Source organism: Vreelandella sp. L-15 (genome assembly GCF_056857635.1).
The window spans coordinates 62,158-84,754 of the sequence record NZ_JBSXNN010000040.1; the positions used below are offsets into that span (position 1 = coordinate 62,158).

Sequence of the window (22,597 nt, forward strand, 5' to 3'; positions counted from 1 at the left end):
TCAGCTACCGAAGTTGTCAGGAAGGTCCGCGCTGAACCAGCGCTGGGAAAACTCGTTGAGCGTGCCGTCTTCCAGTGCCTGGGCAATCAAGCGATTCACTTCTGCTTGTAGCGCCGCTTCGTTTTTGTTCAGGCCAATGTAGCAAGGGGAATCTTTCAGCTGATACATCAGCGAAGGCGCACGATTGCTGTTGCGCTCGGCAATTTCGGCGGCCACTACGTTACCGGTGGCAATGTAATCTACTTGGCCAGAAAGAAACGCCGAGATGGTGGTGGCGTTATCTTCAAAGCGCTGAATGGTGGTGGAGTCGGGAGCGACGTTGGAAAGCTCCATATCCTCGACGGCACCGCGAGTCACGCCAATGGTTTTATCGGCGAAGCCTTCGGGTCCTTCTACGCTTTCGTCGGCATCCGCACTAAACACGCCCAGGAAGAACGGTGCGTAAGCATCGGAGAAATCGATCGCCGCTTCGCGCTCCGGATTTTTACCCAGACTCGAGATCACCAGATCCGCCTGACCTGTTTGCAGATAAGGAATGCGGTTGGCGCTGGTCACGGTAATCAGTTCCAGGGTGACGCCCATCTCGTCGGCAATGTAGTTGGCCATGTCGATATCGTAACCGCGCGGCTGTAGGTCGGTGCCTACCGAGCCAAAGGGCGGAAAATCCTGCGGAACCGCGATACGAATCGTGCCGCGAGATTCAATGTCTTCCAGAGCATCGGCGTGAACCGCGCTGCTGGCACCCAGCCCACCCATAGCCAGCGTGGCCGCCATGCCGGTGGCCACCACGCCGGTTTGAAGACGTTTCAAGTAGTGCTGAACCGAATCTTTAAAGCCCTGAAGGGTAGTTCCCATGACGCTCTCCTGAAAGTGTGTCGCAAGCCAATGCCGAGAGGAAGGTGTAACGCGTGTGATGTCGCCCTCTGAAAGGTTCGTTGCACAAATCTCATCAAAGAAACTTTTGTTTCACACGCCCACTAGCATTAGCAATAACGAGACCAGCCGCAGGGAAAGCAGCGCAACAACAGTGCGTTAGGTTACAATCAGGCAGGAGAGCACGCAGGGTAACCCAGCGTGCGTTCAGTAAAGCGATTACATTTGGTGCATCAGGCAGTCAAAGCGCACCATTATTGATGGGCGTCCCAATCGACGCTCATGATGGGCGATGCTAGCTCGTTCAACTCAGCATAGTGGTCGCTTATCGCGCTGATTCGCTCGCGGCCCTCCGCTAAGCGCTGGTGCAAAACGGCATTTGCCAACAGGCAAATCACGCTGTTGGCGGTGGCATAGCTATCGAACGCCGAGAGACTCTCTAACGGGACTTCCAACCACCACGTCACTTGCGAAGCAAACGGCGAGGCGGTGGGGTCAGCGATCAACAACACCTTGGCAGGCGAGCGTTCAAGGGCGCCCACTAACGCGGCAAATGCCGATGGACGGCGGCGAAAACCAAACAGCACCACGATGTCGTGTTCGGTTAAATCCACCAGCTCTTCGGCCAACGACTGGTTCGGCTGCGGCGCCAAGCGCACGTGGCGACGGGCTTGCACGAGCTGCTGACGTAAGTGCAGTGCCAGCGGATAGCTGTTACGGAAACCGACGATCACGACCTGCTGAGCCACCGCCAACGCCTCGACCATCGCAGCAAATTCCTGGGGGACAAGGCTCGCGAAACAGCGCTGCAGATTCTCCTGCTCCCGCTGCAGGTGGCGCTGGAACGAGGTGCCGCTCTCGCTCTCCTCCTCCATGGCATGGGCGTCGATCACCAACGGCACGCCCAAATTACGCAGCTGTCGAGCGTGATCCTTTACCGTGCGATAGCTTTCGAACCCTAGTCGCTTGAATAGGCGGCTGACGGTGGACTTTGACACCCCGGTCAAACGCGCCAAGTCGGCGGCGCTGTACACGGCCAAATCATCGAAGTGATCCAGAATGAAACTCGCCACGCGCTGCTCTTGGGCGCTGAGCGCATCAAACTGGGCGGCAATCCGTTGTCCGATATGGGGTGTCATGGTGTCCTATTTCGTCATTTGGGTGCTGGGTGATGCTCTGCCCAGTGACGGGCGATATCGACCCGTCGGGCTACCCACACACGGTCGTGGGCTTCAATATGGTCTAAGAAGCGCTGCAGTGCGCGGAAGCGCCCCGGGCGGCCCAACAAACGGCAGTGCATACCAATTGAGAGCATCTTCGGCGCTTCTTCCCCTTCGGCGTACAGTACATCAAAGGCGTCGCGCAGGTAGGTAAAGAAGTGGTCCGCCGTATTGAAACCTTGCGGAGCAGCAAAGCGCATGTCGTTGGTATCTAAGGTGTAAGGCACGATCAGGTGGTTATGCTCAGCCCCCTGGCTATCGCTCACCTTGGTCCAGAACGGTAGGTCGTCGCCGTAGTAATCGCTGTCGTAAAGGAAACCACCTTCGTCCAGAATTAAACGGCGCGTATTGGGGCTGTCGCGCCCTGTGTACCAACCTTCAGGCTTTTCACCATACAAACGCTGGAAGATCTCCATGGCCTTTTGCAGATGTTCGCGCTCGACATGCTCCGGGGTTTCTTGGTAGTGAATCCAACGGTAGCCGTGGCACGCCACTTCATGGCCAAGCTCTTTAAACGCCTGGGCCACATCCGGATGGCGCTCTAGCGCCATCGCCACCCCAAATACGGTCAGTGGCAACCCACGGCGCTCGAACTCGCGCAGAATACGCCACACGCCAGCGCGGGAGCCGTATTCGTAGATGGACTCCATGCTCAGGTGACGGTCAGGGTAGCTGGCCGCGCCAATAATCTCGGACAAAAACTGCTCCGAGCCTGAATCACCATGCAGCACACAGTTCTCGCCGCCCTCCTCATAATTAAGCACAAATTGAACGGCGATCTTGGCCTTGCCCGGCCAGTTAGCGTGGGGCGGCGTGCGGCCATAGCCGATTAAATCGCGGGGGTAATGAGAGGTCATGAACAGGCTCCTTAACAGAGGCAGAGCGTTTTAGTTTGTATACAAAATAGCCATTTTGAACGGCCATCGCAATTCAACTCAGGGCTAATTAATTGAGATGACGACGATTTTAGGCGTAATAGCGCGCTAACCCATTGAAACCTGAACACTTGGTCAACTCCACGAACGCCAACACGTGGCATGAAAGGGCTTGCGCATCGCAGAAAAGCGCCCTATTTTCGTATACAAGATAGAAAATATTGTTCACATGAGAGTATCGCCCCGTGCACATACGCTTGATTAACCCCAATACCACGGCTGCCATGACGGCAACGATTCGACAAGCAGCCGAACAGTTAGCGGCCCCATCAACCACGGTGAGTGCCACTCAACCCGATGCTGGCCCGGTCTCTATTGAGAGCCACTTTGATGAAGCAGTGAGCGCAGTGGGCGTGGCCGAAGAGGTGCTAAAAGGCGAGCGCGAGGGCAATATTGATGCCTACGTAGTGGCCTGCTTTGGTGACCCCGGCCTGCTGGCTGCCCGCGAGCTGACCCGCGCCCCAGTGATTGGCATTGCCGAAGCCGCCTTTCACATGGCTACCTTGATTAGCACGCGCTTCTCGATTGTGACCACGCTAGGCCGTACCGGCATTATTGCCGAGCACCTGTTAGAGCAGTACGGCTTTAGCCACCACTGCCGGCGCATTCGCGCCGCTGAAATTCCGGTGCTGGACTTAGAAGACCACCCTGATGCCGCCTTTAGCCGAATCGTGCAAGAGTGCTGCCGTGCCCGTGATGAGGATGGCATCGGCGCGATTGTGCTGGGCTGTGGCGGGATGGCGAACCTAACCCACGCCATTAGCCACGAAGTTGGCCTGCCTGTGGTGGAAGGGGTAAGTGCGGCGCTGAAGCTTGCCGAATCCCTTGTGGGCCTGGGCTTACATACCAGCAAATTCGGCGATTTAGACTACCCGCGCCCGAAACCCTATACCGGCAAGTTCGCGGATTTTTCCAATCTAACCCTGCCACCCACACGCTAAGAGATCACGCACCATAAAACTATAACAACCGTACGAATACCGCCATTAGCACGCCACGCCGCAAGCGTCTCCTGGGCCACAGTGCCCAGGTTACCAATAACATCGATAATCTTGCGAGGACGGTAACATGAGCACTTCAACCTCTGCTCTTACCTCAGATGCAGTACCGGGAACGGCTAGCCCCGCCACCGCCAAAGCCGTTGGGGCCGAAAGCTTAGCTCCACAAAGCACCCGCATTATGGGGCGCACCTCCTACTTTTTAGCCTGGTTCGGAGGGTGTGTCTCTATCGGCACCTTCGCCATGGGCTCAAGCGTGGTGGGCACGCTCAACCTGCTTCAAGCCACCCTGGCCATCGCCATTGGCTGCTTTGTGATTGGCGTGGCGCTCGCCATTAACGGCGCCGCCGGTTACAAATATGGCATTCCGTTTATGGTGCAAGCACGCAGCGCGTTTGGCTTTACCGGCACGCGTATTCCCGGTTTGGTGCGCGCCCTGCCTGCCATCGTCTGGTATGGTTTTCAAAGCTGGATTGGCGCAGGTGCTCTCAACATGGTGTCGGCGACGCTGTTTGGCTTCGACAACCTGATCTTCTACTTCATTGCTTTCCAGTGTTTGCAGATTGGCCTTTCGGTACTCGGCTTTCAGGGTATTAAGTGGCTGGAAAATATCGGCAGCGCCTTTATTCTCTGCTCGCTGATGTACATGTTCTACGCCACGGTGCAGCGCTACGGTGACGAGCTTTCCACCAGCCTGCTGACCATGGAAGGCTCTTGGGGGATGCCCTTCTGGAGCGCCACCATGCTGTTTTTGGGCATCTACAGCACCATGATGCTGAATGTGAGCGATTACTCCCGGGAGCATAAAAAAGGGACCGGCCAAGGGCTATTAACCACTATTTACGCCATGTCGATTCTGCCCTGCACGCTGTTTATGGGCCTGATTGGCTATATGGTATCGCAAGCCACCGGCACCGCCGACCCCATCCAGGTATTTGCCAACGCGGTGGATAACACGCCGCTACTGATGATCACACTGCTGTTTATCGCCTTCGCCCAAGTGACCACCAACGTACTCAATAACGTGGTGCCGCCAACCTTCGTGCTCATGGATGTGTTCAATCTGAAGTTTCCGGTGGCGACGGTGATCGTTGGTCTGCTGGCCTTCGCCACTTTCCCTTGGAAACTGGTGCAGCCGGAGTCCGCTGCGGGCCTGCAACTGTTCGTGCAAACCTACTCTGCCTTCCTTGGCCCCATCTTCGCCATTCTGGTGGTGGACTACTACGTGATTCGCCGTCGCACGCTGGATATCGGCAAGCTCTACGATGAAAACGGCCCCTATCAAGGCATTAACCAAGCGGCGCTGATAGCGACAGCGGTAGGTATTGTCGCAGCGCTCTCTTTCTCGGCGGTCTCTTGGTATGCCAGCCTCATTCCTGCCGGACTGACCTACTACCTGCTGATGAAACACTGGCCCGCCTGCCAGCGCTTCACTCAGTAACTCGCCTTGCCAACGCCTGCCACCCTCGCGTGGCAGGCGACCATTTCCGGATAAAGAGCCTTGCAATGAATGAACAACCCAGCCAAAGCGACCTAAACATCCAGCAGATTGATCCAACGCTCTATAACGAAGACCTCGCCCCGCTAAAGCCAGAGCACCGCACCTGGGGCGCCTTTGAGATTTTTAACGTCTGGTCCAACGATATTCAAAGCCTGTTTGGCTACACCCTGGCGGCGTCGCTGTTCCTCTCTTATGGCCTAAACGGCTGGGCCGTAATGGCAGCGATTATTCTGGCCGGGATTATCGTCATGTTTTTGGTCAACCTGACCGGCAAACCCAGCGTTAAATACGGCATTCCCTTCCCGGTCATGGTACGCGCCAGCATGGGCGTACGTGGAGCCAACCTGCCCGCCATGCTGCGCGCCATCGTGGGTATTTTCTGGTACGGCGTGCAGACCTACTTCGCCTCCACCGCCGTGGCCCTGCTGATCACCGCGCTGCTTGGCGTGGGCAACGGGGGTACGTTCCTCGGTCTTTCAGGGGTGGCGTGGCTCTCCTTCGTCATCGTGTGGCTGTTTCAGATCGCGATTTTTTGGCAGGGCATTGAGCGCATCAAACACTTCCTGAACTGGGCAGGCCCAGTGGTCTATGTGGTAATGGTGGTGTTGATGATCGTGGTATGGGTACAAGCCGGTAGCGAGCTGCTCCCCGCCATTGGCACCATCTTCAGCGGCAACGGTGAGCAGGGTGGCCTGGGTGCGTTTCTCGCCATTGTGGGTACGATGGTCGCCTACTTCGCCGCAGTGGTGATCAACTTCGGCGACTTTACCCGGTTTGTAAAAACCGAGCGCCAGATGAAGCTGGGCAACCTGCTGGGCCTGCCCTTGAACGTGGCGTTCTTCTCGTTTATTGCGTTGATTATTACCGCAGGCACGCTGGTACTGTTTGGCGAAGCGCTCACCAACCCAGCAGATATTGTGGAACGCGTCGATTCGCTGCCGCTGACCCTTGTGGCCGCCCTCACCTTCTTTGCCGCTACGGTGGGTATCAACCTCGTCGCTAACTTCATTCCCCCCGCCTACGACTTAGCTAACCTGTTCCCAAGCAAAATCAGCTTCAAGATGGGCGGCTTGATTACCGCCGTGATTGCCTTTTTCGTGGGTGCGCTATGGATCTCAGTGATCAGCCAAATTGGCGTGCCGGGCTTTGTAAATGCGCTGGGCGCTATCGTCGCGCCGTTCTACGGCATCATCGTGGTGGACTACTACCTGATCAAACGCCAGCACCTCAATATGCAGGAGCTATTCTCCTCAGCCCCCGGCAGCGCTTACTACTACGTCAACGGCTGGAACACCCGCGCTCTTATCGCCTTTGGCGTGGCGGCAATGTTCTCGCTCTCTACCATATTGGTACCGGCTTTAGCCAGCTTAGGCGGCTATGGCTGGCTGATCGGCGCTGGCTTGGGTGGGGTGTTCTATTACGGGCTGATGAAGCGGTTTAAGGCAGCGCCCGTGATGGCTGAGCAAAAAGCGCACTAAGCCATGAAGTGATGGCTCATAGCAAAACGTGGTAACCACTAAAAGCGCCACCGGATGAGCTCCGGTGGCGCTTTTACGTTAATCCAAAAAAACTGCCTAACCGCCATTACAGTTGAGCAGATGCGTCGTCGCTAAACACCAAAAATCTGCTGCAGATCCGGTACATTCTCTTCCTCTTCAACCATGGAGAGCGAGGCTTCGATGGCTTTGAGGTGGCGGCTCATAAAGGCTTTGGCGCGTTCGCCGTTGCCGGTTTCAAGATAGCCAATCAGGTCGTCGTGGTCGTGGGATTCGCAGCCTAGGTGGCCGCGATGGCCGTAAACGGCGAGGATCAGTGATGAGCGGGAGCAGAGGCGCTCGACGAATTCTGCCAGGGTGGCATTGCCGGAGAGTTGGGCTAAGCGCACGTGAAAATCCGCCGAAAGACGAATCGCCACGCTCTGCTGACCGCTGCGTAGGGCTTGACGTTCTTGGCGGGCCATCTCGCGAAGCTCCGCCGCCGCCGCGGCGTTCATTCGCCTGGCCACATCGGGCATGAGGCCACACTCGATCAACTGGCGGGCATCGAACACGTCTTTCGCTTCATCGGCGGTGGGGCGCGTCACGCTAGCCCCACGACGCGGGGTCAAGGTAACAAGCTGCTCCAGCGCCAGCCGCTGAAGGATCTTACGAATCCCCGTGCGGCTAATACCGAATACTTCCGCTAGCGCATCTTCACGCAGCCGAGCGCCGGGCTTAAGGCGCTGCTCCACAATGGCATCGCTCACCGCCCGGTAAATCGCTTCGTGGCGCTCATCGCCCTCTTTGTCAGAAGGCCTCCGCTTTAACGCCGCCTGCGCATCACTCATAGTGTCTCCTGTCTGCGACTCTGATTACTCCTCCCAGGCCGCAATGATATCGCGCTCTTCGTCACTCATGTTGGTGATATTACCAAGCGGCATGTAGCGACTGCCAACGACCTGTTGGATTTGCGCTTTGTGACCAAGAATATCGTCCCAGCTATCAAAGGCATAGCCTGCAGGCGGCGCGGAGAAACCGGCATGTTCAGGGTTGCGGGCATGGCACTGGGTACAGTGTTGCTCGATGAGTCCAGATATTTGCGCTTGCGTGGGCGCACCGCCAGCGCCTTCCACAGCGGCACGTGGGCTGGGCGCTGCCACCCAGAACGCGAGCAAAATCAGCCCAACGCCTACTGCAGGGTAGGCAGGCTGAATGTTACCGGCATGCATCAGTACAAAGAACTGACGAATCAGCGCTCCGGCAAAGATAAACAGCACCATTACCACCCAAGAGAGCTCGTGGGCGTAGATAAATGAGTAGTGATTACTCACCATCAGCAGCACCACGGGCAGCGTGAAGTAGGTGTTGTGCACCGAACGCTGCTTGCCGCGCTTGCCGTCTAGTGGGTTGGGAGCCTCGCCCGCCTTCATGGCTTTCACCATGCGGCGCTGGCCAGGAATAATCCAGAAGAAGACGTTGGCCGACATCGCCGTGGCCATTACCGCGCCGGTGAGCAGAAATGCCGCCCGCCCGGTAAACATCTGGGTGCTTAAGTAGGCCACCACCACCATCATCACCGCTACGGCAATACTCAGCAGTCCATCGCGCTCCATGTTGGGGCTGATGCGCTTACATAGCTCGTTATAAACCACCCAGCCGCCTAGCAGGAACCCAAGCGCCAGCAGGTTCGCCTGCCAACCGGTAAGGTTAGCCGCCCAGGCCCAGTTACTGTCCGGATTCACTAAGTAGAAACCGGGGTTCACCATGTAGAGAATGACGAACAGCGCAAAACCCGATAGCCACGTCGTATAGGCTTTCCAGAACGACCAGTGCAGGTCGTTGGGCAGCTTGGCCGGGGCCGTGGCATATTTCTGGTTATGATAGAAACCGCCACCATGCACAGCCCACATCTCGCCAAAAACACCCTTTTCACGATCTTCAGCGGCTTTGGGAGTGCGCAGGCCATTATCCAGCATTACGAAGTAGATCGACTCGCCGATCCATGCAATCGCTGCGATCACGTGTAACCAGCGCAGCAGTAGATTCACAAACTCGATGATATACGCTTGCATGCCTAGTCCTCTTAGCTACCACGGTAAGTGGAGTAGCCGTAGGGCGAAAGCAGCAACGGTACATGATAGTGCTGGCTTGCATCGGCCACGCCGAAGCGCAGCGGAATCACGTCTAAAAAGCGCGGTTCAGCGGCTTCTACCCCTTGAGCGCGCAGATAGTCTCCAGCGTGGAACACAAGCTCATACTCGCCTGGCATTAGCGCATCGCCTTTTAAAATGGGGGCATCGCAGCGGCCATCGCTATTAGTGACGGTGGTGCCTAAATGCTCGCGGCTGTCGCCCGTTAGCCGAAAGACCTCAATGGTAATGCCTTGGCCGGGCTGCCCTTTGGCGGTATCCAGCACGTGGGTAGTTAAGCGTCCCATCGTCACTCCTTACATTGGCGGGGTTATTGGTGTTATGGATAGATGTTATGTGTAGAGTTTGACCTATTGGTCAAAGAGTACCGTTGATGCTATTTATTGTATACAGCATTTCCCTTTTCGCACGCCTGGAGAGTTTTTGTGTCGACTGCTACCCCACTCACATTATCCCCTGCCCCCAGCCAATGCAGCCTGGAAGACTTCGTCGCCCACTATGGCGATGTGTATGAGCACTCGCCCTGGGTGGCAGAAGCCGCTTGGCACCAGGGCCTGCGTCCTAAACATGACAACCCTGACGCACTGGCCGAACTGATGGGTTTGATGCTGCGACAGGCAACGCCCGAGCAGCAGATTGCCGTTATTCAGGCCCACCCCGATCTAGCGGGTAAGTCCGCACTGGCGGGAGAATTGACGCACGACTCCACCAGCGAGCAGACAGGCGCAGGGCTCGACCAGTGCTCGCCCGAGGAATTTTCCCGCTTTGAGCAGCTCAACGCGGCCTATAAAGAGAAGTTTGGCTTTCCGTTCGTCATTGCGGTGAAAGGGCTGAACCGCTACGACATCCTCGCGGCATTCGAAGAGCGTTTGGAGAACGGCTTGGCCCAAGAGCGTGAAACCGCGATTCAACAAATTATTCGTATTGCACGCTTCCGGCTTCGGGCCCGTGCTGACGAAGCATCACGGTAATCTTTACGTCATCTCGACAAAAATGCCGCGCCCAGATTCGGTTCCAGGCGCGGCATCTTTTCACTCAAGCGGGATAATTACTGCTTGGCAGTCTCTACCGCTTTCTTGGTCGTTTCTTCGGCCATTTTCTGGCTGTCTTGCATGAAGCTCTGGCTGATAGAAGTGACTTTTTCAGAGTCGCCTTTCATGCGCTCCATCAGATCGGCAGCAGTTTTTTGCTGGCTCTCCATCGCTTTTTTGAAGCTGTCCGCGTCTTTTACGTCTAACCATGTGCGCGCTTGGGCAATGGTCATGTCGGAGTAGGCACGGGCTGCATCCATCTGCGCGCCGACCAGCTGCTCGTAGTAGTTCAGTGCCGCCAACGTGTAGGAACGCATGGGGGACACGAATACCGACTCGAACTGCTGACTGGTTTTCTCTGCGGCCTTGTTCATCACGCAATCTCCTTGAGTGAGCTAGCGATTCGACCCGCGCCGAGGCAGGCCGGTAGTGGGCGTTTGCCGTTGCTACCCACAAAGCTAGCAGCGCTTTTTGTGCAGCGCAACATGATTTTCAACATGCTGCGCTTGCCACACTTTCGCCCACTCAAAGACCAGAAAAAGCCGTTGGATTAACGGTTGCCAAACAGATGTTTACGAGCTTCATCATCCATCGTGATGCCCGCTTGGGGATTGATATCTTCCACTAACGCGTAGGCTTTACGCACCGCCGGGCGTTGCGATACCTCTTCGAACCAGCGTTCAAGATCGGGGAACTCTTCCAAGGTTTGACGCTGCTTCTCCCAGGGCACAATCCAGGGGTAGATCGCCATATCCGCAATGGAGTAGCGGTCGCCGCCAACATAATGCTGCTGAGAGAGTCGTTGATCCAGCACGCTGTAGAGCCGGTTGGTCTCGCGTACATAGCGCTCTATGGCGTACTCAATTTTCTGCGGTGCGTAGTGGCAAAAGTGATGGTTCTGGCCCGCCATAGGGCCAAGCCCACCCACCTGCCAGTGCAGCCACTGCAGTACTACATAGCGTTCTCGCCCTTCTGCTGGCAGAAATTGCCCTGTCTTATCGGCGAGATATTCAAGAATCGCACCTGATTCAAACAGCGCCATCGGCTGGCCGCCGTCTTGGGGGGAGTGGTCAACAATGGCGGGAATGCGGTTATTAGGAGCAATGGTTAGAAACTCAGGGTCAAACTGCTCGCCGCGGCCAATGTTAACGGGCTTAACACGGTAAGCCAGCTTTGCCTCTTCAAGCATGATGGAGATTTTATGGCCATTCGGGGTTGTCCAGTAATACAGGTCAATCATTGCCATCTCCTTTCACACTAACGGACTACGCCGTTAGTGTTGCCTGTGGGTGTTAGGCGGCCATGGCCGCCTTACCTGTTATAGATCACGAATCGTCATGGCTTGGCCAGCGGCTGCATCATGCACCTCTAGCATACGCGCAAACCACGCTGCTACAGGGTCACTTTCTTCCACGAGCGGCTCGGTAGAAACGGTATAGGCCCACATCATGCTGCCAAACAGCAAATAATCGGCACCGCTTGGGGTCTCGCCATCTAAAAACAGGCTCTCTTTCAACTGAGCATTCACCGGTACCAGCGCTTGCTTCAACAGGTGTCGCCCCTGCTCAGGATTGCTGACGGCTTCTAAGGTAGCGCCAAAACGCGCCTCCCGGGTTTTACGGAAGTAAGCGCAGTCATCAGGGTGAATCGCCTCTAGGAGATCTAACACCACAATCTTGAACAGCGCAGGCGTAATGCTTCGCTCTACCAGCTGTTTAAAAAACATCACGCGCTGAAGGCTTACACCCTCGCCCAGCACCAGGGCTTCGGGGTAGGCGCGGTCCAGATAGCGCATGATCTCGAAGCTATCGGTCACTACCGTGTCGCCATCGGTCAACACGGGTACTTTGTCGTAGTTGGCAAACGCCAGCGCCTCTTTTTCTTGGAAACGCCAGGCTACTGTTGTGTAGTCCAACCCTTTATGGGCAAGCGCCATACGTACCCGCCAGCAATAAGGCGAAAAGCGTAGGCGCTCATCACGGCCGCACAGGTCATAAAGTGTTATTGCCATATTGTTAGTTCTCCTTTTTACAGGGGTCAATCCGCCACCTACAGTGAGTCTAAGTGGTTAGCGACACAAGCGACGTTCGTAACCCACCGCGCGAAGGCCTGCTGCACTGTCTATTAGTCTAATGACTGTTGCTGTATTAACACTCTGATGTAATGTTTAAAACATCTTAAAAACAACATGTTAAATTAAAGCGACCGCTTAAATCATGCTCAAAACGGCCCACGCCAACTGGTAAGACCAATTTTCCAATGTAGTCATTCAGCCCGCCTAACCGTATCTTTCAAGCTGACCCAACTATCATTGAAATGACAAGTTGGCTACTGCGGAGCATACCAAATCAATAACAAGGGGCCGTTCCTCCCATGAATGAAACTATACTCGCTCTTCTGGCATTTCTGCCGCTATTGCTGGCTGGGATTTTGCTCATAGGCTTTAAAATTCCTGCCAAAATAGCGATGCCGATTGTCTTCCTTACGGCGGCCATTATTGGTCTGACCGCATGGGATATGTCGTTTAGCCGCGTAGCGGCATCCACTGTACAGGGCCTCATCCAAACTGCTGGCCTGCTGTGGATTATCTTCGGCGCTATCTTGCTGCTCAACACGCTAAAGCACTCGGGCGGTATTACTGCCATTCGTAACGGCTTTTCGGGCATTAGCCCAGACCGTCGCGTACAGGCGCTGATTGTTGCTTGGCTGTTTGGCTGCTTCATCGAAGGCGCGTCCGGTTTCGGTACGCCCGCTGCCGTGGCAGCGCCACTAATGGTAGCGCTGGGCTTCCCGGCTCTGGCGGCGGTAGTCGTGGGTATGATGATCCAATCCACGCCAGTGTCGTTTGGCGCCGTGGGTACGCCTGTTGTGGTGGGTGTGGGTAGCGGCTTAAACCGTGCCGACATTACCGCGCAGCTAGAAGCGAACGGCTCTACTTGGGACGTGTTTTTCCAGCAGGTGACCAGTTCGGTGGCGATCACCCACGGTATCGTGGGTATTTTGATGCCGCTAATCCTCGTACTGGTAATGGTGCGCTTCTTCGGTGCCAACCGCTCTTGGAAAGAGGGGCTCTCGATTGCACCATTCGCCATCTTCACGGGTGTCTCTTTCGTGGTGCCTTACATGCTGGTGGGCGTGCTGCTTGGGCCGGAATTCCCTTCCATGATTGGCGCGATGGTGGGCTTAGCGATTGTGGTGCCTGCTGCACGTAAAGGCTTCCTGCTGCCCAAAGATACCTGGGACTTCCCAGAATCGACCGCTTGGCCGGATGAGTGGATCGGCAACCTGCAAATCAAGCTTGACGATGTAGCCGGTAAAGCACCGATGTCGACCTTTAAAGGTTGGGTGCCTTACGTACTGCTCGCTCTGTTCCTGGTAGCCTCACGCACCATCGAGCCGCTCAAAGCTGCGTTAACCTCCATCAACCTGAACTGGGCCAATATCTTCGGCGAAGCAGGCGTGAGCGGTGGCATCCAGCCTCTCTACCTGCCCGGCGGTATCATCCTAGCGGTCGTGCTGGTGACCTACTTCCTGCACCGCATGAACCCGCGCCAGCTAAGCGCTGCAGTATCCGAGTCGACCAAAACCATTTTTGGTGCGGGCTTCGTCCTGATCTTCACTGTGCCGATGGTACGTATCCTGATCAACTCCGGCGTCAACGGCGCGGATCTGGTCTCGATGCCCGTCATGATGGCGCAAGCGGTGGCTAACGGTGTGGGCGGCATCTACCCGTTCTTTGCGCCTGCCGTTGGGGCGATGGGTGCCTTTATTGCAGGCTCCAACACGGTGTCCAACCTTATGTTGGCGGAGTTCCAGTTCAGCGTTGCCGAAACGCTGGGGCTGTCCACGGCCATGATGGTGGCACTGCAAGCCGTGGGTGCTGCCGCAGGTAACATGATCGCAATTCACAACGTCGTGGCGGCGTCGGCTACTGTTGGCCTACTCGGCCGCGAGGGCACCACCATTCGTAAAACGATCATCCCGACCATTTATTACCTAGTCTTTGCTGGCATTATCGCGCTGATCGCGTTTTATGTCCTTGGTGTTACTGACCCGTTGATGTAAAGGGCCTCTTTACCTCATTGGTCATCACCCGCTGGGTAGCCCTAGGGCTACCCAGCACTATATTAAAAAGATGTATTTTACCTGACCGACCACTCCTCAAGCACTTTATGAAAAACAATTCCAAAACTACTCATACGTTATGGAAGTATTTTCCATAAAGTGATTAGATAGCCATCTATCCTCCTCATCCATAGGAGTTAACATGAATATCCTTTTCGACGAGCGCCTCGATGGCGAGCTTGTCCACCGTGATAAAGCTGACGTACTCAGCGACCTGCAAGGCGCTGTCCCCTCTTTGACGCTATTGCATCGTGAGGAGGATTTACGTCCTTTCGAGTGCGATGGCCTCGCCGCCTATCGCGTGCTGCCCATGTTGGTGGCCCTGCCGGAAACGTTGGAACAGGTCGAAGGCCTGTTAAAGCGCTGCCATGCACTGGGCGTACCCGTGGTGACCCGGGGCGCAGGCACCGGCCTTTCCGGCGGCGCACTGCCGCTTGAGCAGGGCGTGCTGCTGGTTATGTCGCGGTTCAACCAGATCATCAGCGTTGACCCCGACGCGCGCATTGCCCGCGTTCAGCCTGGGGTGCGCAACCTTGCCATTTCCGAGGCGGCCGCCCCTTACGGGCTCTACTACGCCCCCGACCCCTCCTCACAAATTGCCTGCTCGATTGGCGGCAACGTGGCTGAAAATGCAGGTGGCGTGCACTGTCTGAAGTATGGTCTTACCGTGCATAACGTGATGCGGGTGGATGTCCTGACCATTGAAGGCGAGCACATGACGCTGGGCTCTGAAGCCCTGGATGCCCCCGGTTTCGACCTTCTGGCTTTGATGAACGGTTCAGAAGGCATGCTTGGGGTGGTCACGGAAATCACCGTAAAGCTGCTGCCCAAGCCACAAACCGCCAAGGTATTGATGGCCAGCTTCGATGATATCGAAAAAGCGGGCCGCGCGGTGGGCGACATCATTGCCGCAGGCATTATCCCCGGTGGCCTGGAAATGATGGATAAGCTCGCCATCAAAGCCGCCGAAGATTTCATCAAGGCAGGCTACCCCGTGGAAGCCGAAGCCATTCTGCTCTGTGAGCTGGATGGTGTGGAAGCCGACGTGGACGACGACTGCGAGACCGTGCGCCGCGTACTGGAAAAGGCCGGAGCCACTAACATTCAACAGGCGCGGGACGAAGCCGAGCGCGCCAAGTTCTGGGCCGGACGCAAGAATGCCTTCCCTGCCGTAGGCCGCATGTCGCCGGACTACTACTGCATGGATGGCACGATTCCCCGCCGCGAGCTGCCGCGCGTGTTGAAAGGCATTGCCGCACTTTCAGAAGAGAGCGGCCTGCCCGTGGCCAACGTCTTCCACGCGGGTGACGGCAATATGCACCCGCTGATCCTATTCGATGCCAACAAAGAGGGTCAGCTTGCCCTGGCGGAAGACGTAGGCGGCAAAATCCTGGAGCTGTGCGTGGCCGCCGGTGGCTCGATTACTGGCGAGCATGGCGTAGGTCGCGAAAAAATCAACCAGATGTGCAGCCAGTTCCAGCCCGATGAGCTGACGGTCTTCCACGCGCTAAAAGCGGCGTTCGACCCCAAACGGCTGCTCAACCCAGGGAAAAATATTCCCACCCTGGCGCGCTGTGCCGAATTTGGCGCGATGCATGTGCATAACAACGAGTTACCGCATCCAGAACTGCCACGCTTCTGATGCTATAAGGATCGACCATGACCGAACTAGCGATACACGCTGCCGACCGAGATATCGCCAATGAGCTGTGCGAACAGGTTCGTAGCGCCTACCACGACCGCACCCCGCTACGCATTGTAGCGGGCAACACCCGGGCCTTTTATGGCCGCCCGGTGGAAGGCACGGAACTCAATGTCGCAGCGCATAGCGGCATCGTCTCTTACGACCCTATCGAACTCGTCGTCACGGTACGGGCAGGCACCCGCCTGAGCGCGCTGAACGCGGCACTGGCAGAAAAACATCAAATGCTGCCTTTCGAGCCGCCCATTTTTGGCGACGCCAGCACCATTGGCGGCGCGGTGGCCACCGGCATGTCCGGCCCTCGCCGCCCTTGGGCAGGTGCCGCACGGGATTTCGTGCTGGGCACCCGGGTGATCACCCAGGAAGGCAAACTGCTGCGCTTTGGCGGCGAAGTCATGAAAAACGTGGCCGGCTATGACCTTTCCCGCATGATGGCAGGTGCCCAGGGCACGCTGGGCGTGCTGGCCGATATCTCGTTTAAGGTGCTGCCCATACCCACCGCCAGCCACAGCCTGCGCCTTGAAATGAGCTTGCAAGATGCCTTAGCGAAGCTCTCTGAGCTTGGCCGCCAGCCGCTGCCTATTACCGCTGCGGCATGGCACGCAGGTGAGCTGTTTATTCGGCTGGAAGGGGGTGAAAGCTCCGTCAAGGCCACGAAAGAGCGCCTAGGCGGTGAAGAACTGTCTGCGGATTTCTGGCAACAGCTGCGTGACCAGCAGCATGGCTTTTTCAGCCTCAATGAAGGGCAAGCACTGTGGCGCCTCTCGCTACCGCCCCATACCCCAGCGCTAGAGCTCGCCGTTGATGAAAGCGATATCTTCTATGATTGGGGCGGCAGCCAACGCTGGGTGAAAACCGCACTACCCGCAGACACGCTGCGCGATGCATGCCAGAAGGCCGGTGGCCACGCCACCTGCTACACCCCGCATGCCCAAGGGGGCGCGGAGTCACCGTTTACTCCGCTGAATGCTGTGGTCGAGAAGTACCACCGCAACCTGAAGGCCGAGCTGGATGCCCACGGCATTTTCAACCCTGGTCGTCTTTATGCGGCATTTTAATCAGGAGAGCTGACATGCAGACGCACTTTACCGATGCCGACCGCCAAAAACCGCATATTCAGGAAGCCGAGCGCATTCTACGTACCTGTGTGCACTGTGGCTTTTGTAACGCCACCTGCCCCACTTACCAGCTACTGGGCGATGAGCGAGACGGGCCTCGCGGGCGTATCTACTTGATGAAAGAGCTGCTGGAGAGCCGCGATGACGATGACCAAGTCACCGAAGAGACTCGCCTGCACCTAGACCGCTGCCTAACCTGCCGCAACTGCGAAACCACCTGCCCCTCCGGCGTGGAGTATCACAAGCTGCTGGATATTGGCCGTGCGGAAATCGACCGTCGTGTGCCGCGTTCAGCGGCAGAACGCGCTCAGCGCTATGCGCTGCGCAAAATGCTGGTCGACCCGAAACGCTTCAAAGCGCTGCTGGCCCTGGGGCAAACCTTCAAGCCTCTAGTGCCCGGCAAACTGCGTAGCAAAATGCCGCCCGCACCGGTCGATGCAGGCCAGCGACCCGACAGCCAGCGCCATGCCCGCAAGGTGCTGATCCTGGAAGGCTGCGTGCAGCCAGGCCTGTCGCCCAACACCAATGCAGCCACGGCGCGCCTGCTTGACCGTCTGGGCATTAGCGTCACACCGATTAGTGAAGCAGGCTGCTGTGGTGCTATCGACTTTCACCTCAATGCCCAAGAGGCGGGCCGCGAGCGGATGCGCGCCAATATTGATGCCTGGTGGCCGCAAATCGAGCAGGGCGCGGAAGCCATCGTGCAAACCGCCAGCGGCTGCGGCGCCTTCGTCAAAGAGTATGCCGACATGCTCAAGGACGACCCCGCCTACGCTGAAAAGGCCAAAAAAGTCAGCGCACTGGCAAAGGATATCGTCGAAATACTGCGCGACGAGCCGCTGGAAGCGCTGCAGCTTAAAGAGCACCAGCGTTTAGCGTTCCACTGCCCCTGCACGCTGCAGCACGCCCAGAAGCTCAACGGCGCAGTGGAAGGCGTGCTTAGCAAACTCGGCTTTGCACTCACGCCCGTGAAAGATGCCCACCTGTGCTGCGGCTCGGCGGGCACCTACTCGGTGACACAGCCAGAGCTCGCCACTCAGCTGCGCGATAACAAGCTGAATGCGCTAGAAGCAGGCAACCCTGAGGTGATTGTGACCGCCAACATCGGCTGTCAAACGCATCTGGCCAGTGCCAACCGCACGCCGGTACGCCACTGGGTAGAAGTCGTGGACGCTGCCCTGGTATAACCCTTTACACTCGCTGCGCTTTCACAACGTATTAACGGTTGGGCGCAGCGCTTTCATCCCTATGATAAGAAGGATCCTTTGATGCAAACCAAAGCTGTTTTAGGCCAAGCCGACGTTATCCAAGTCCTCGACGCCGCACAGAAAGAAGCTGACAACAACAGCTGGCCGGTCACCATCGCCGTCACCGACGATGGCGGCCACCTGCTGGCACTGCGCCGTTTAGACGGTGCTGCCCCGTTCAGCGCCGATGTCGCTACCCAAAAAGCGCGTAGCGCGGCCCTGGGTCGTAAAGAGACCCAAGTGTTTGAAGAGATGATTAACGGTGGCCGCACGGCGTTTGTCTCTGCGCCGCTACAGGGTCTGCTGTCTGGCGGCGTGCCGATTATCGTGGATGGCCAAGTCGTCGGCGCTGTTGGCATCTCTGGCGTTAAGCCAGATCAAGACGTGCAAATTGCCAAAGCAGGCGTCAGCGCGATCGCCTAACGCTTACCTAGTCAGTAACAAAAGCAAGTAACAGCAGCGTGCAGCGCATTGACTGCACGCTGCTTGTTAGCGTGTTATGTACGCGCAATAAAAAAGCCCGAATCATCGATTCGGGCTTTTTTGGAATGTGTTCGGCTTTATCAATATGACTGCCGATGGGTGCTTAATGGCGGACCGGACGAGACTCGAACTCGCGACCTCCGGCGTGACAGGCCGGCATTCTAACCGACTGAACTACCGGTCCACTGTAAGACACATAACCATTCAACAGACAATTTAAGCGGTTCAGAGGCGCATAAATGTGAAACTGAATGGTGGGTGGTACTGGGTTCGAACCAGTGACCCCCAGCTTGTAAGGCTGGTGCTCTCCCAACTGAGCTAACCACCCGGGGTATTGAAAGCTTATTGCTTATCAATATTGCTACTTCTCAAGTTATCGTGGCGGACCGGACGAGACTCGAACTCGCGACCTCCGGCGTGACAGGCCGGCATTCTAACCGACTGAACTACCGGTCCGAATAGCGATAACTAGTTGCAGACTAAGATGATGATGGCGGACCGGACGAGACTCGAACTCGCGACCTCCGGCGTGACAGGCCGGCATTCTAACCAACTGAACTACCGGTCCGCATATACATCAGTTACTGCATCACGTTTCCAGGGCACCAAATAAATGGTGGGTGGTACTGGGTTCGAACCAGTGACCCCCAGCTTGTAAGGCTGGTGCTCTCCCAACTGAGCTAACCACCCGCTGGTCACGTGGCGCTGCATTCTACAGAAGCCTGTTTGAATGTCAACACGTTGTGTTTAAATTTTTGATTTAAACCAGCGTACTGCACGTTCTCGCGGCAACCGCTTACTGAGCGCGGACGAAGGATGCCGCAACTATAGCTGCTTCGTCAATCAAAACCTGCTGATTTACTCCTGAACTTCGTCGCGGCTTAAAATCATGGTCGCCATCGGTTAGCCAATGAATGTGAAGAGAGTCAGGTAAAGCGTAGTCGGCTACCTCTTCACGAGAGCCAAACGGATCGCGCTCACCTTGCAAAATCAGCATAGGCGTAGCGATGTCAGGAAAATGATCGGTGCGAAGGGAGCCGGGCTTTTTGGGTGGGTGAAACGGATAGCCTGCCGCAATGACACCTGCACAGTGATGCTGGCTGGCAAAGAGCGATGCCACACGCCCGCCCATGGATTTACCCCCGACCCACAAAGGCGAACCACTGCATGACGCCAGCAGGTCATACCAAGCGGCAAAGTGTTCCAGCGTTTTCTTGACGGGAGGCGGAGGCCGGCGCTTTGCTTCCTCGCTCATCTGCTGCATATAGGGGAAATCGATCGCCCACACTTGTAGCCTCTCACTGGCCAGCACCGCGGCAAATTGCCGCATAAACTCGGATAGGTGGCCTGCCCCGGCGCCATGGGCTAGCAGAATTCGCCCCAGCTCGGGGATGCCCGAGACGCTCACCGGGCCAACCCCTTCCACGAGAAACCGCTGAACAGCGGGGCTGGCGGTGCGTTCACGCAACGTCTCTGGGGTGATGGCCTCAAACCCAAGATCAGCGTAATAGGACACTCAGCCCTCCTAATAATTCAACGTTACATCCATTGGCGTGTTCAGCTTAGGGCGCGGCTGCGATAGAATCTAGGCCGGATCTTGACCTGCATCATCAAGCGGGTGGCCGCATCCGTGCAAAATGCCACGGGTTACCCCCTAACCGCGTTCGATGGGAACATGAAATGAGCACAGCATTGGAACACCCGACCTACAATTACAAGGTGGTTCGGCAGTTCGCGATTATGACCGTTGTGTGGGGCATCGTAGGTATGGCGCTTGGCGTTATCCTTGCCTCCCAACTGGTCTGGCCGCAGCTGAACCTCGGCCTACCTTGGACTAGCTTCGGGCGCCTGCGTCCGTTACATACTAACGCCGTTATCTTCGCCTTTGGTGGCTCAGCGCTTTTTGCGACGTCCTACTACGTCGTACAGCGAACCTGTCAGACACGGCTGTTCTCTGACAAGCTCGCAGCGTTTACCTTTTGGGGGTGGCAAGCGGTCATCCTGTCTGCAGTAGTAACGTTGCCGCTGGGCTACACCACGACCAAAGAGTACGCAGAGCTCGAATGGCCGATCAATATACTGCTGGCGGTAGTATGGATCAGCTATGCGATCGTTTTCTTAATGACGATTAAGAAACGCACCACGTCGCACATTTATGTGGCGAACTGGTTCTTTGCTGCGTTTATTCTGACCGTTGCCGTTCTACACATTGTTAATAACGCCGCACTTCCCGTCACGCCTATGTACTCCACCTCGATTTACGCAGGTGCTGTCGACGCCATGGTGCAGTGGTGGTATGGCCATAATGCGGTCGGCTTCTTCTTGACCGCAGGTTTCTTGGGCATGATGTACTACTTCGTACCGAAGCAGGCAGAGCGTCCGATCTACTCCTACCGTCTGTCTATCGTCCACTTCTGGGCGTTGATCATGATCTACATGTGGGCAGGTCCTCACCACCTGCACTACACCGCGCTACCCAACTGGGCGCAGTCACTGGGTATGATTATGTCGATCATTCTGCTGGCACCTTCCTGGGGTGGCATGATCAACGGCATGATGACCCTGTCAGGCGCTTGGCATAAGCTGCGCACCGACCCAACGCTGCGCTTCCTGGTAGTAGCTCTGTCGTTCTACGGCATGTCGACCTTTGAAGGCCCGATGATGGCGATCAAGACCGTCAACGCGCTGTCGCACTACACCGACTGGACCATTGGGCACGTACACGCTGGCGCACTTGGCTGGGTAGCCATGATCACCATCGGCTCCATGTACCACCTGATCCCACGGGTCTTCGGTCGCACCGAAATGTACTCCGTCAGCCTGATCGCCGTGCACTTCTGGCTGGCCACCATCGGTACCGTACTGTACATCGCCGCCATGTGGGTCAACGGCATTATGCAGGGGCTGATGTGGCGCGCCATCAACGCCGACGGCACGCTGATGTACACCTTCGTTGAGTCTGTCGAGGCCAGCGGGCCAGGCTACTTCGTTCGCCTGATAGGCGGTCTGTTCTGGGTAGTCGGCATGCTGATCATGGCGTACAACGTGTACATGACCGTCAAGCGTCGTGAAGCCATCAGCTACTCGGCACCACAAGCCGCTTAAACCGGGGAAGTTCAGACCAATGAAACATGAGATTGTCGAAAAGAACGTTGGCCTACTCGCCGTGTTGATCCTGGTTGTGATCAGCTTCGGTGGTTTGGCCGAAGTGGTACCGCTGTTCTTTCAAAAGCAGACTACCGAGCCAGTTGAGGGGCTACGCCCCTTAACCGCCCTGGAGCTTGAAGGGCGTGATATTTACCGTCGTGAAGGCTGTGTAGGCTGCCACTCCCAGATGGTGCGCCCCTTCCGCGCAGAAACCGAGCGCTACGGCCACTACAACGTAGCGGGCGAGCAGGTGTATGAGTACAACTTCTTGTGGGGCTCCAAGCGTACCGGGCCAGACCTGGCACGCGTAGGCGGCCGCTACAGCGATGACTGGCACCGCGCCCACATGTACAACCCACGCGATGTCGTGCCCGAGTCCATCATGCCGGCTTACCCCTGGCTGTTCGAGCGCACCCTGGATGGCGAAGCAACACCGCGCAAGATGCGCGTGCTGCGTCAGCTGGGCGTTCCCTACACCGATGAAGATATCGCCAACGCCACCGCCGAAGTACGCGGCCAGCAGGAAATCACCGCGCTGGTGGCCTATCTACAACAGCTAGGAACCGTGCTCGAGGGCACTCGTTAAGTT

21 protein-coding genes and 5 tRNA genes are annotated in these 22,597 nt (G+C 56.7%); 11 read left to right on the top strand and 15 right to left on the bottom strand.

Annotated features, from left to right (window positions below; translation table 11 throughout):
* From AC13CY_RS05045 to puuE, 3 genes are all read right to left on the bottom strand, one after another.
* Entirely contained in the window at nt 1–855 is an 855-nt protein-coding gene (locus AC13CY_RS05045) for a transporter substrate-binding domain-containing protein (protein WP_058577174.1), read from the bottom strand.
* A 272-nt stretch (nt 856–1,127) separates the two neighbouring features.
* Nucleotides 1,128–2,012 (bottom strand): MurR/RpiR family transcriptional regulator, encoded by an 885-nt coding sequence (locus AC13CY_RS05050; RefSeq protein WP_058577173.1) that lies wholly within the window; start codon nt 2,010–2,012, stop codon nt 1,128–1,130.
* Nucleotides 2,013–2,026: 14 nt separating this feature from the next.
* Nucleotides 2,027–2,950 carry an allantoinase PuuE gene (gene puuE, locus AC13CY_RS05055; protein ID WP_253017609.1) on the bottom strand — a complete coding sequence of 308 codons (924 nt, stop codon included), beginning with the start codon at nt 2,948–2,950 and terminating at the stop codon, nt 2,027–2,029.
* A 263-nt stretch (nt 2,951–3,213) separates the two neighbouring features.
* Between puuE and AC13CY_RS05060 the strand changes: the two genes are divergently transcribed.
* The 3 genes from AC13CY_RS05060 (at nt 3,214) to AC13CY_RS05070 (ending at nt 7,005) form a co-directional block, all read left to right on the top strand.
* Nucleotides 3,214–3,969 carry an aspartate/glutamate racemase family protein gene (locus AC13CY_RS05060; protein WP_172514831.1) on the top strand — a complete coding sequence of 252 codons (756 nt, stop codon included), beginning with the start codon at nt 3,214–3,216 and terminating at the stop codon, nt 3,967–3,969.
* 127 nt (nt 3,970–4,096) lie between these two features.
* A complete protein-coding gene (locus AC13CY_RS05065) occupies nt 4,097–5,467 on the top strand; it encodes an NCS1 family transporter (protein WP_288101824.1) in 1,371 nt (456 codons plus the stop codon).
* A gap of 65 nt (nt 5,468–5,532) precedes the next feature.
* Complete coding sequence (locus AC13CY_RS05070; protein ID WP_137093308.1) at nt 5,533–7,005, top strand: NCS1 family nucleobase:cation symporter-1; 1,473 nt, start codon at nt 5,533–5,535, stop codon at nt 7,003–7,005.
* 131 nt (nt 7,006–7,136) lie between these two features.
* On the opposite strand, the gene AC13CY_RS05075 is transcribed toward AC13CY_RS05070, so the two are convergent.
* Genes AC13CY_RS05075 through uraH form a run of 3 tightly spaced genes read right to left on the bottom strand, consistent with a single transcriptional unit; the run spans nt 7,137 to nt 9,442 of the window.
* Nucleotides 7,137–7,853, bottom strand: coding sequence for a GntR family transcriptional regulator (locus AC13CY_RS05075; protein WP_062360622.1), 717 nt, complete (start codon nt 7,851–7,853; stop codon nt 7,137–7,139).
* A 24-nt stretch (nt 7,854–7,877) separates the two neighbouring features.
* On the bottom strand, nt 7,878–9,077 hold the full coding sequence (locus tag AC13CY_RS05080; protein WP_058577167.1) for a urate hydroxylase PuuD: 1,200 nt from the start codon (nt 9,075–9,077) through the stop codon (nt 7,878–7,880).
* An 11-nt stretch (nt 9,078–9,088) separates the two neighbouring features.
* Nucleotides 9,089–9,442, bottom strand: coding sequence for a hydroxyisourate hydrolase (gene uraH / locus AC13CY_RS05085; protein ID WP_288101823.1), 354 nt, complete (start codon nt 9,440–9,442; stop codon nt 9,089–9,091).
* Nucleotides 9,443–9,580: 138 nt separating this feature from the next.
* Here uraH and uraD point away from each other — a divergent pair, with 138 nt between their 5' ends.
* Nucleotides 9,581–10,126, top strand: coding sequence for a 2-oxo-4-hydroxy-4-carboxy-5-ureidoimidazoline decarboxylase (gene uraD / locus AC13CY_RS05090; protein ID WP_288101821.1), 546 nt, complete (start codon nt 9,581–9,583; stop codon nt 10,124–10,126).
* A 77-nt stretch (nt 10,127–10,203) separates the two neighbouring features.
* Here uraD and AC13CY_RS05095 read toward each other — a convergent pair whose 3' ends face one another.
* The 3 genes from AC13CY_RS05095 to AC13CY_RS05105 all read right to left on the bottom strand — a co-directional run bounded on the left by AC13CY_RS05095 (nt 10,204) and on the right by AC13CY_RS05105 (nt 12,197).
* Nucleotides 10,204–10,560 (bottom strand): phasin family protein, encoded by a 357-nt coding sequence (locus AC13CY_RS05095; protein WP_054640956.1) that lies wholly within the window; start codon nt 10,558–10,560, stop codon nt 10,204–10,206.
* Between the two features lie 176 nt (nt 10,561–10,736).
* The gene (locus AC13CY_RS05100) at nt 10,737–11,426 is read right to left on the bottom strand and encodes a glutathione binding-like protein (protein WP_235253434.1); all 690 of its coding nucleotides are present in this window, start codon (nt 11,424–11,426) and stop codon (nt 10,737–10,739) included.
* A gap of 78 nt (nt 11,427–11,504) precedes the next feature.
* A complete protein-coding gene (locus AC13CY_RS05105; RefSeq protein ID WP_288101820.1) occupies nt 11,505–12,197 on the bottom strand; it encodes a glutathione S-transferase family protein in 693 nt (230 codons plus the stop codon).
* A 362-nt stretch (nt 12,198–12,559) separates the two neighbouring features.
* Here AC13CY_RS05105 and AC13CY_RS05110 point away from each other — a divergent pair, with 362 nt between their 5' ends.
* The 5 genes from AC13CY_RS05110 to AC13CY_RS05130 all read left to right on the top strand — a co-directional run bounded on the left by AC13CY_RS05110 (nt 12,560) and on the right by AC13CY_RS05130 (nt 18,801).
* Nucleotides 12,560–14,251: an L-lactate permease gene (locus AC13CY_RS05110; RefSeq protein WP_062374117.1), complete on the top strand. Its 1,692-nt coding sequence runs from the start codon at nt 12,560–12,562 to the stop codon at nt 14,249–14,251.
* A 202-nt stretch (nt 14,252–14,453) separates the two neighbouring features.
* Nucleotides 14,454–15,953 carry a glycolate oxidase subunit GlcD gene (glcD, locus tag AC13CY_RS05115; protein WP_483052367.1) on the top strand — a complete coding sequence of 500 codons (1,500 nt, stop codon included), beginning with the start codon at nt 14,454–14,456 and terminating at the stop codon, nt 15,951–15,953.
* Between the two features lie 17 nt (nt 15,954–15,970).
* On the top strand, nt 15,971–17,071 hold the full coding sequence (gene glcE / locus AC13CY_RS05120) for a glycolate oxidase subunit GlcE (protein ID WP_058577159.1): 1,101 nt from the start codon (nt 15,971–15,973) through the stop codon (nt 17,069–17,071).
* A gap of 14 nt (nt 17,072–17,085) precedes the next feature.
* Nucleotides 17,086–18,318, top strand: coding sequence for a glycolate oxidase subunit GlcF (gene glcF / locus AC13CY_RS05125; protein WP_054640959.1), 1,233 nt, complete (start codon nt 17,086–17,088; stop codon nt 18,316–18,318).
* An 81-nt stretch (nt 18,319–18,399) separates the two neighbouring features.
* Entirely contained in the window at nt 18,400–18,801 is a 402-nt protein-coding gene (locus AC13CY_RS05130) for a GlcG/HbpS family heme-binding protein (RefSeq protein ID WP_044628702.1), read from the top strand.
* A gap of 167 nt (nt 18,802–18,968) precedes the next feature.
* Here AC13CY_RS05130 and AC13CY_RS05135 read toward each other — a convergent pair.
* The 6 genes from AC13CY_RS05135 to AC13CY_RS05160 form a co-directional block, all read right to left on the bottom strand.
* Nucleotides 18,969–19,045, bottom strand: a tRNA-Asp gene (locus AC13CY_RS05135).
* A 68-nt stretch (nt 19,046–19,113) separates the two neighbouring features.
* Nucleotides 19,114–19,189: transfer RNA gene (locus tag AC13CY_RS05140), tRNA-Val, on the bottom strand.
* Nucleotides 19,190–19,240: 51 nt separating this feature from the next.
* Nucleotides 19,241–19,317, bottom strand: a tRNA-Asp gene (locus AC13CY_RS05145).
* Between the two features lie 35 nt (nt 19,318–19,352).
* Nucleotides 19,353–19,429: transfer RNA gene (locus AC13CY_RS05150), tRNA-Asp, on the bottom strand.
* A gap of 46 nt (nt 19,430–19,475) precedes the next feature.
* Nucleotides 19,476–19,551 (bottom strand) — tRNA-Val (locus tag AC13CY_RS05155).
* 106 nt (nt 19,552–19,657) lie between these two features.
* Entirely contained in the window at nt 19,658–20,377 is a 720-nt protein-coding gene (locus tag AC13CY_RS05160) for an alpha/beta family hydrolase (RefSeq protein WP_483052368.1), read from the bottom strand.
* A gap of 164 nt (nt 20,378–20,541) precedes the next feature.
* Here AC13CY_RS05160 and ccoN point away from each other — a divergent pair, with 164 nt between their 5' ends.
* The gene (ccoN, locus tag AC13CY_RS05165) at nt 20,542–21,966 is read left to right on the top strand and encodes a cytochrome-c oxidase, cbb3-type subunit I (protein WP_286701955.1); all 1,425 of its coding nucleotides are present in this window, start codon (nt 20,542–20,544) and stop codon (nt 21,964–21,966) included.
* A gap of 19 nt (nt 21,967–21,985) precedes the next feature.
* Nucleotides 21,986–22,594: a cytochrome-c oxidase, cbb3-type subunit II gene (gene ccoO / locus AC13CY_RS05170; protein ID WP_062360599.1), complete on the top strand. Its 609-nt coding sequence runs from the start codon at nt 21,986–21,988 to the stop codon at nt 22,592–22,594.
* Nucleotides 22,595–22,597: the final 3 nt, after the last annotated feature.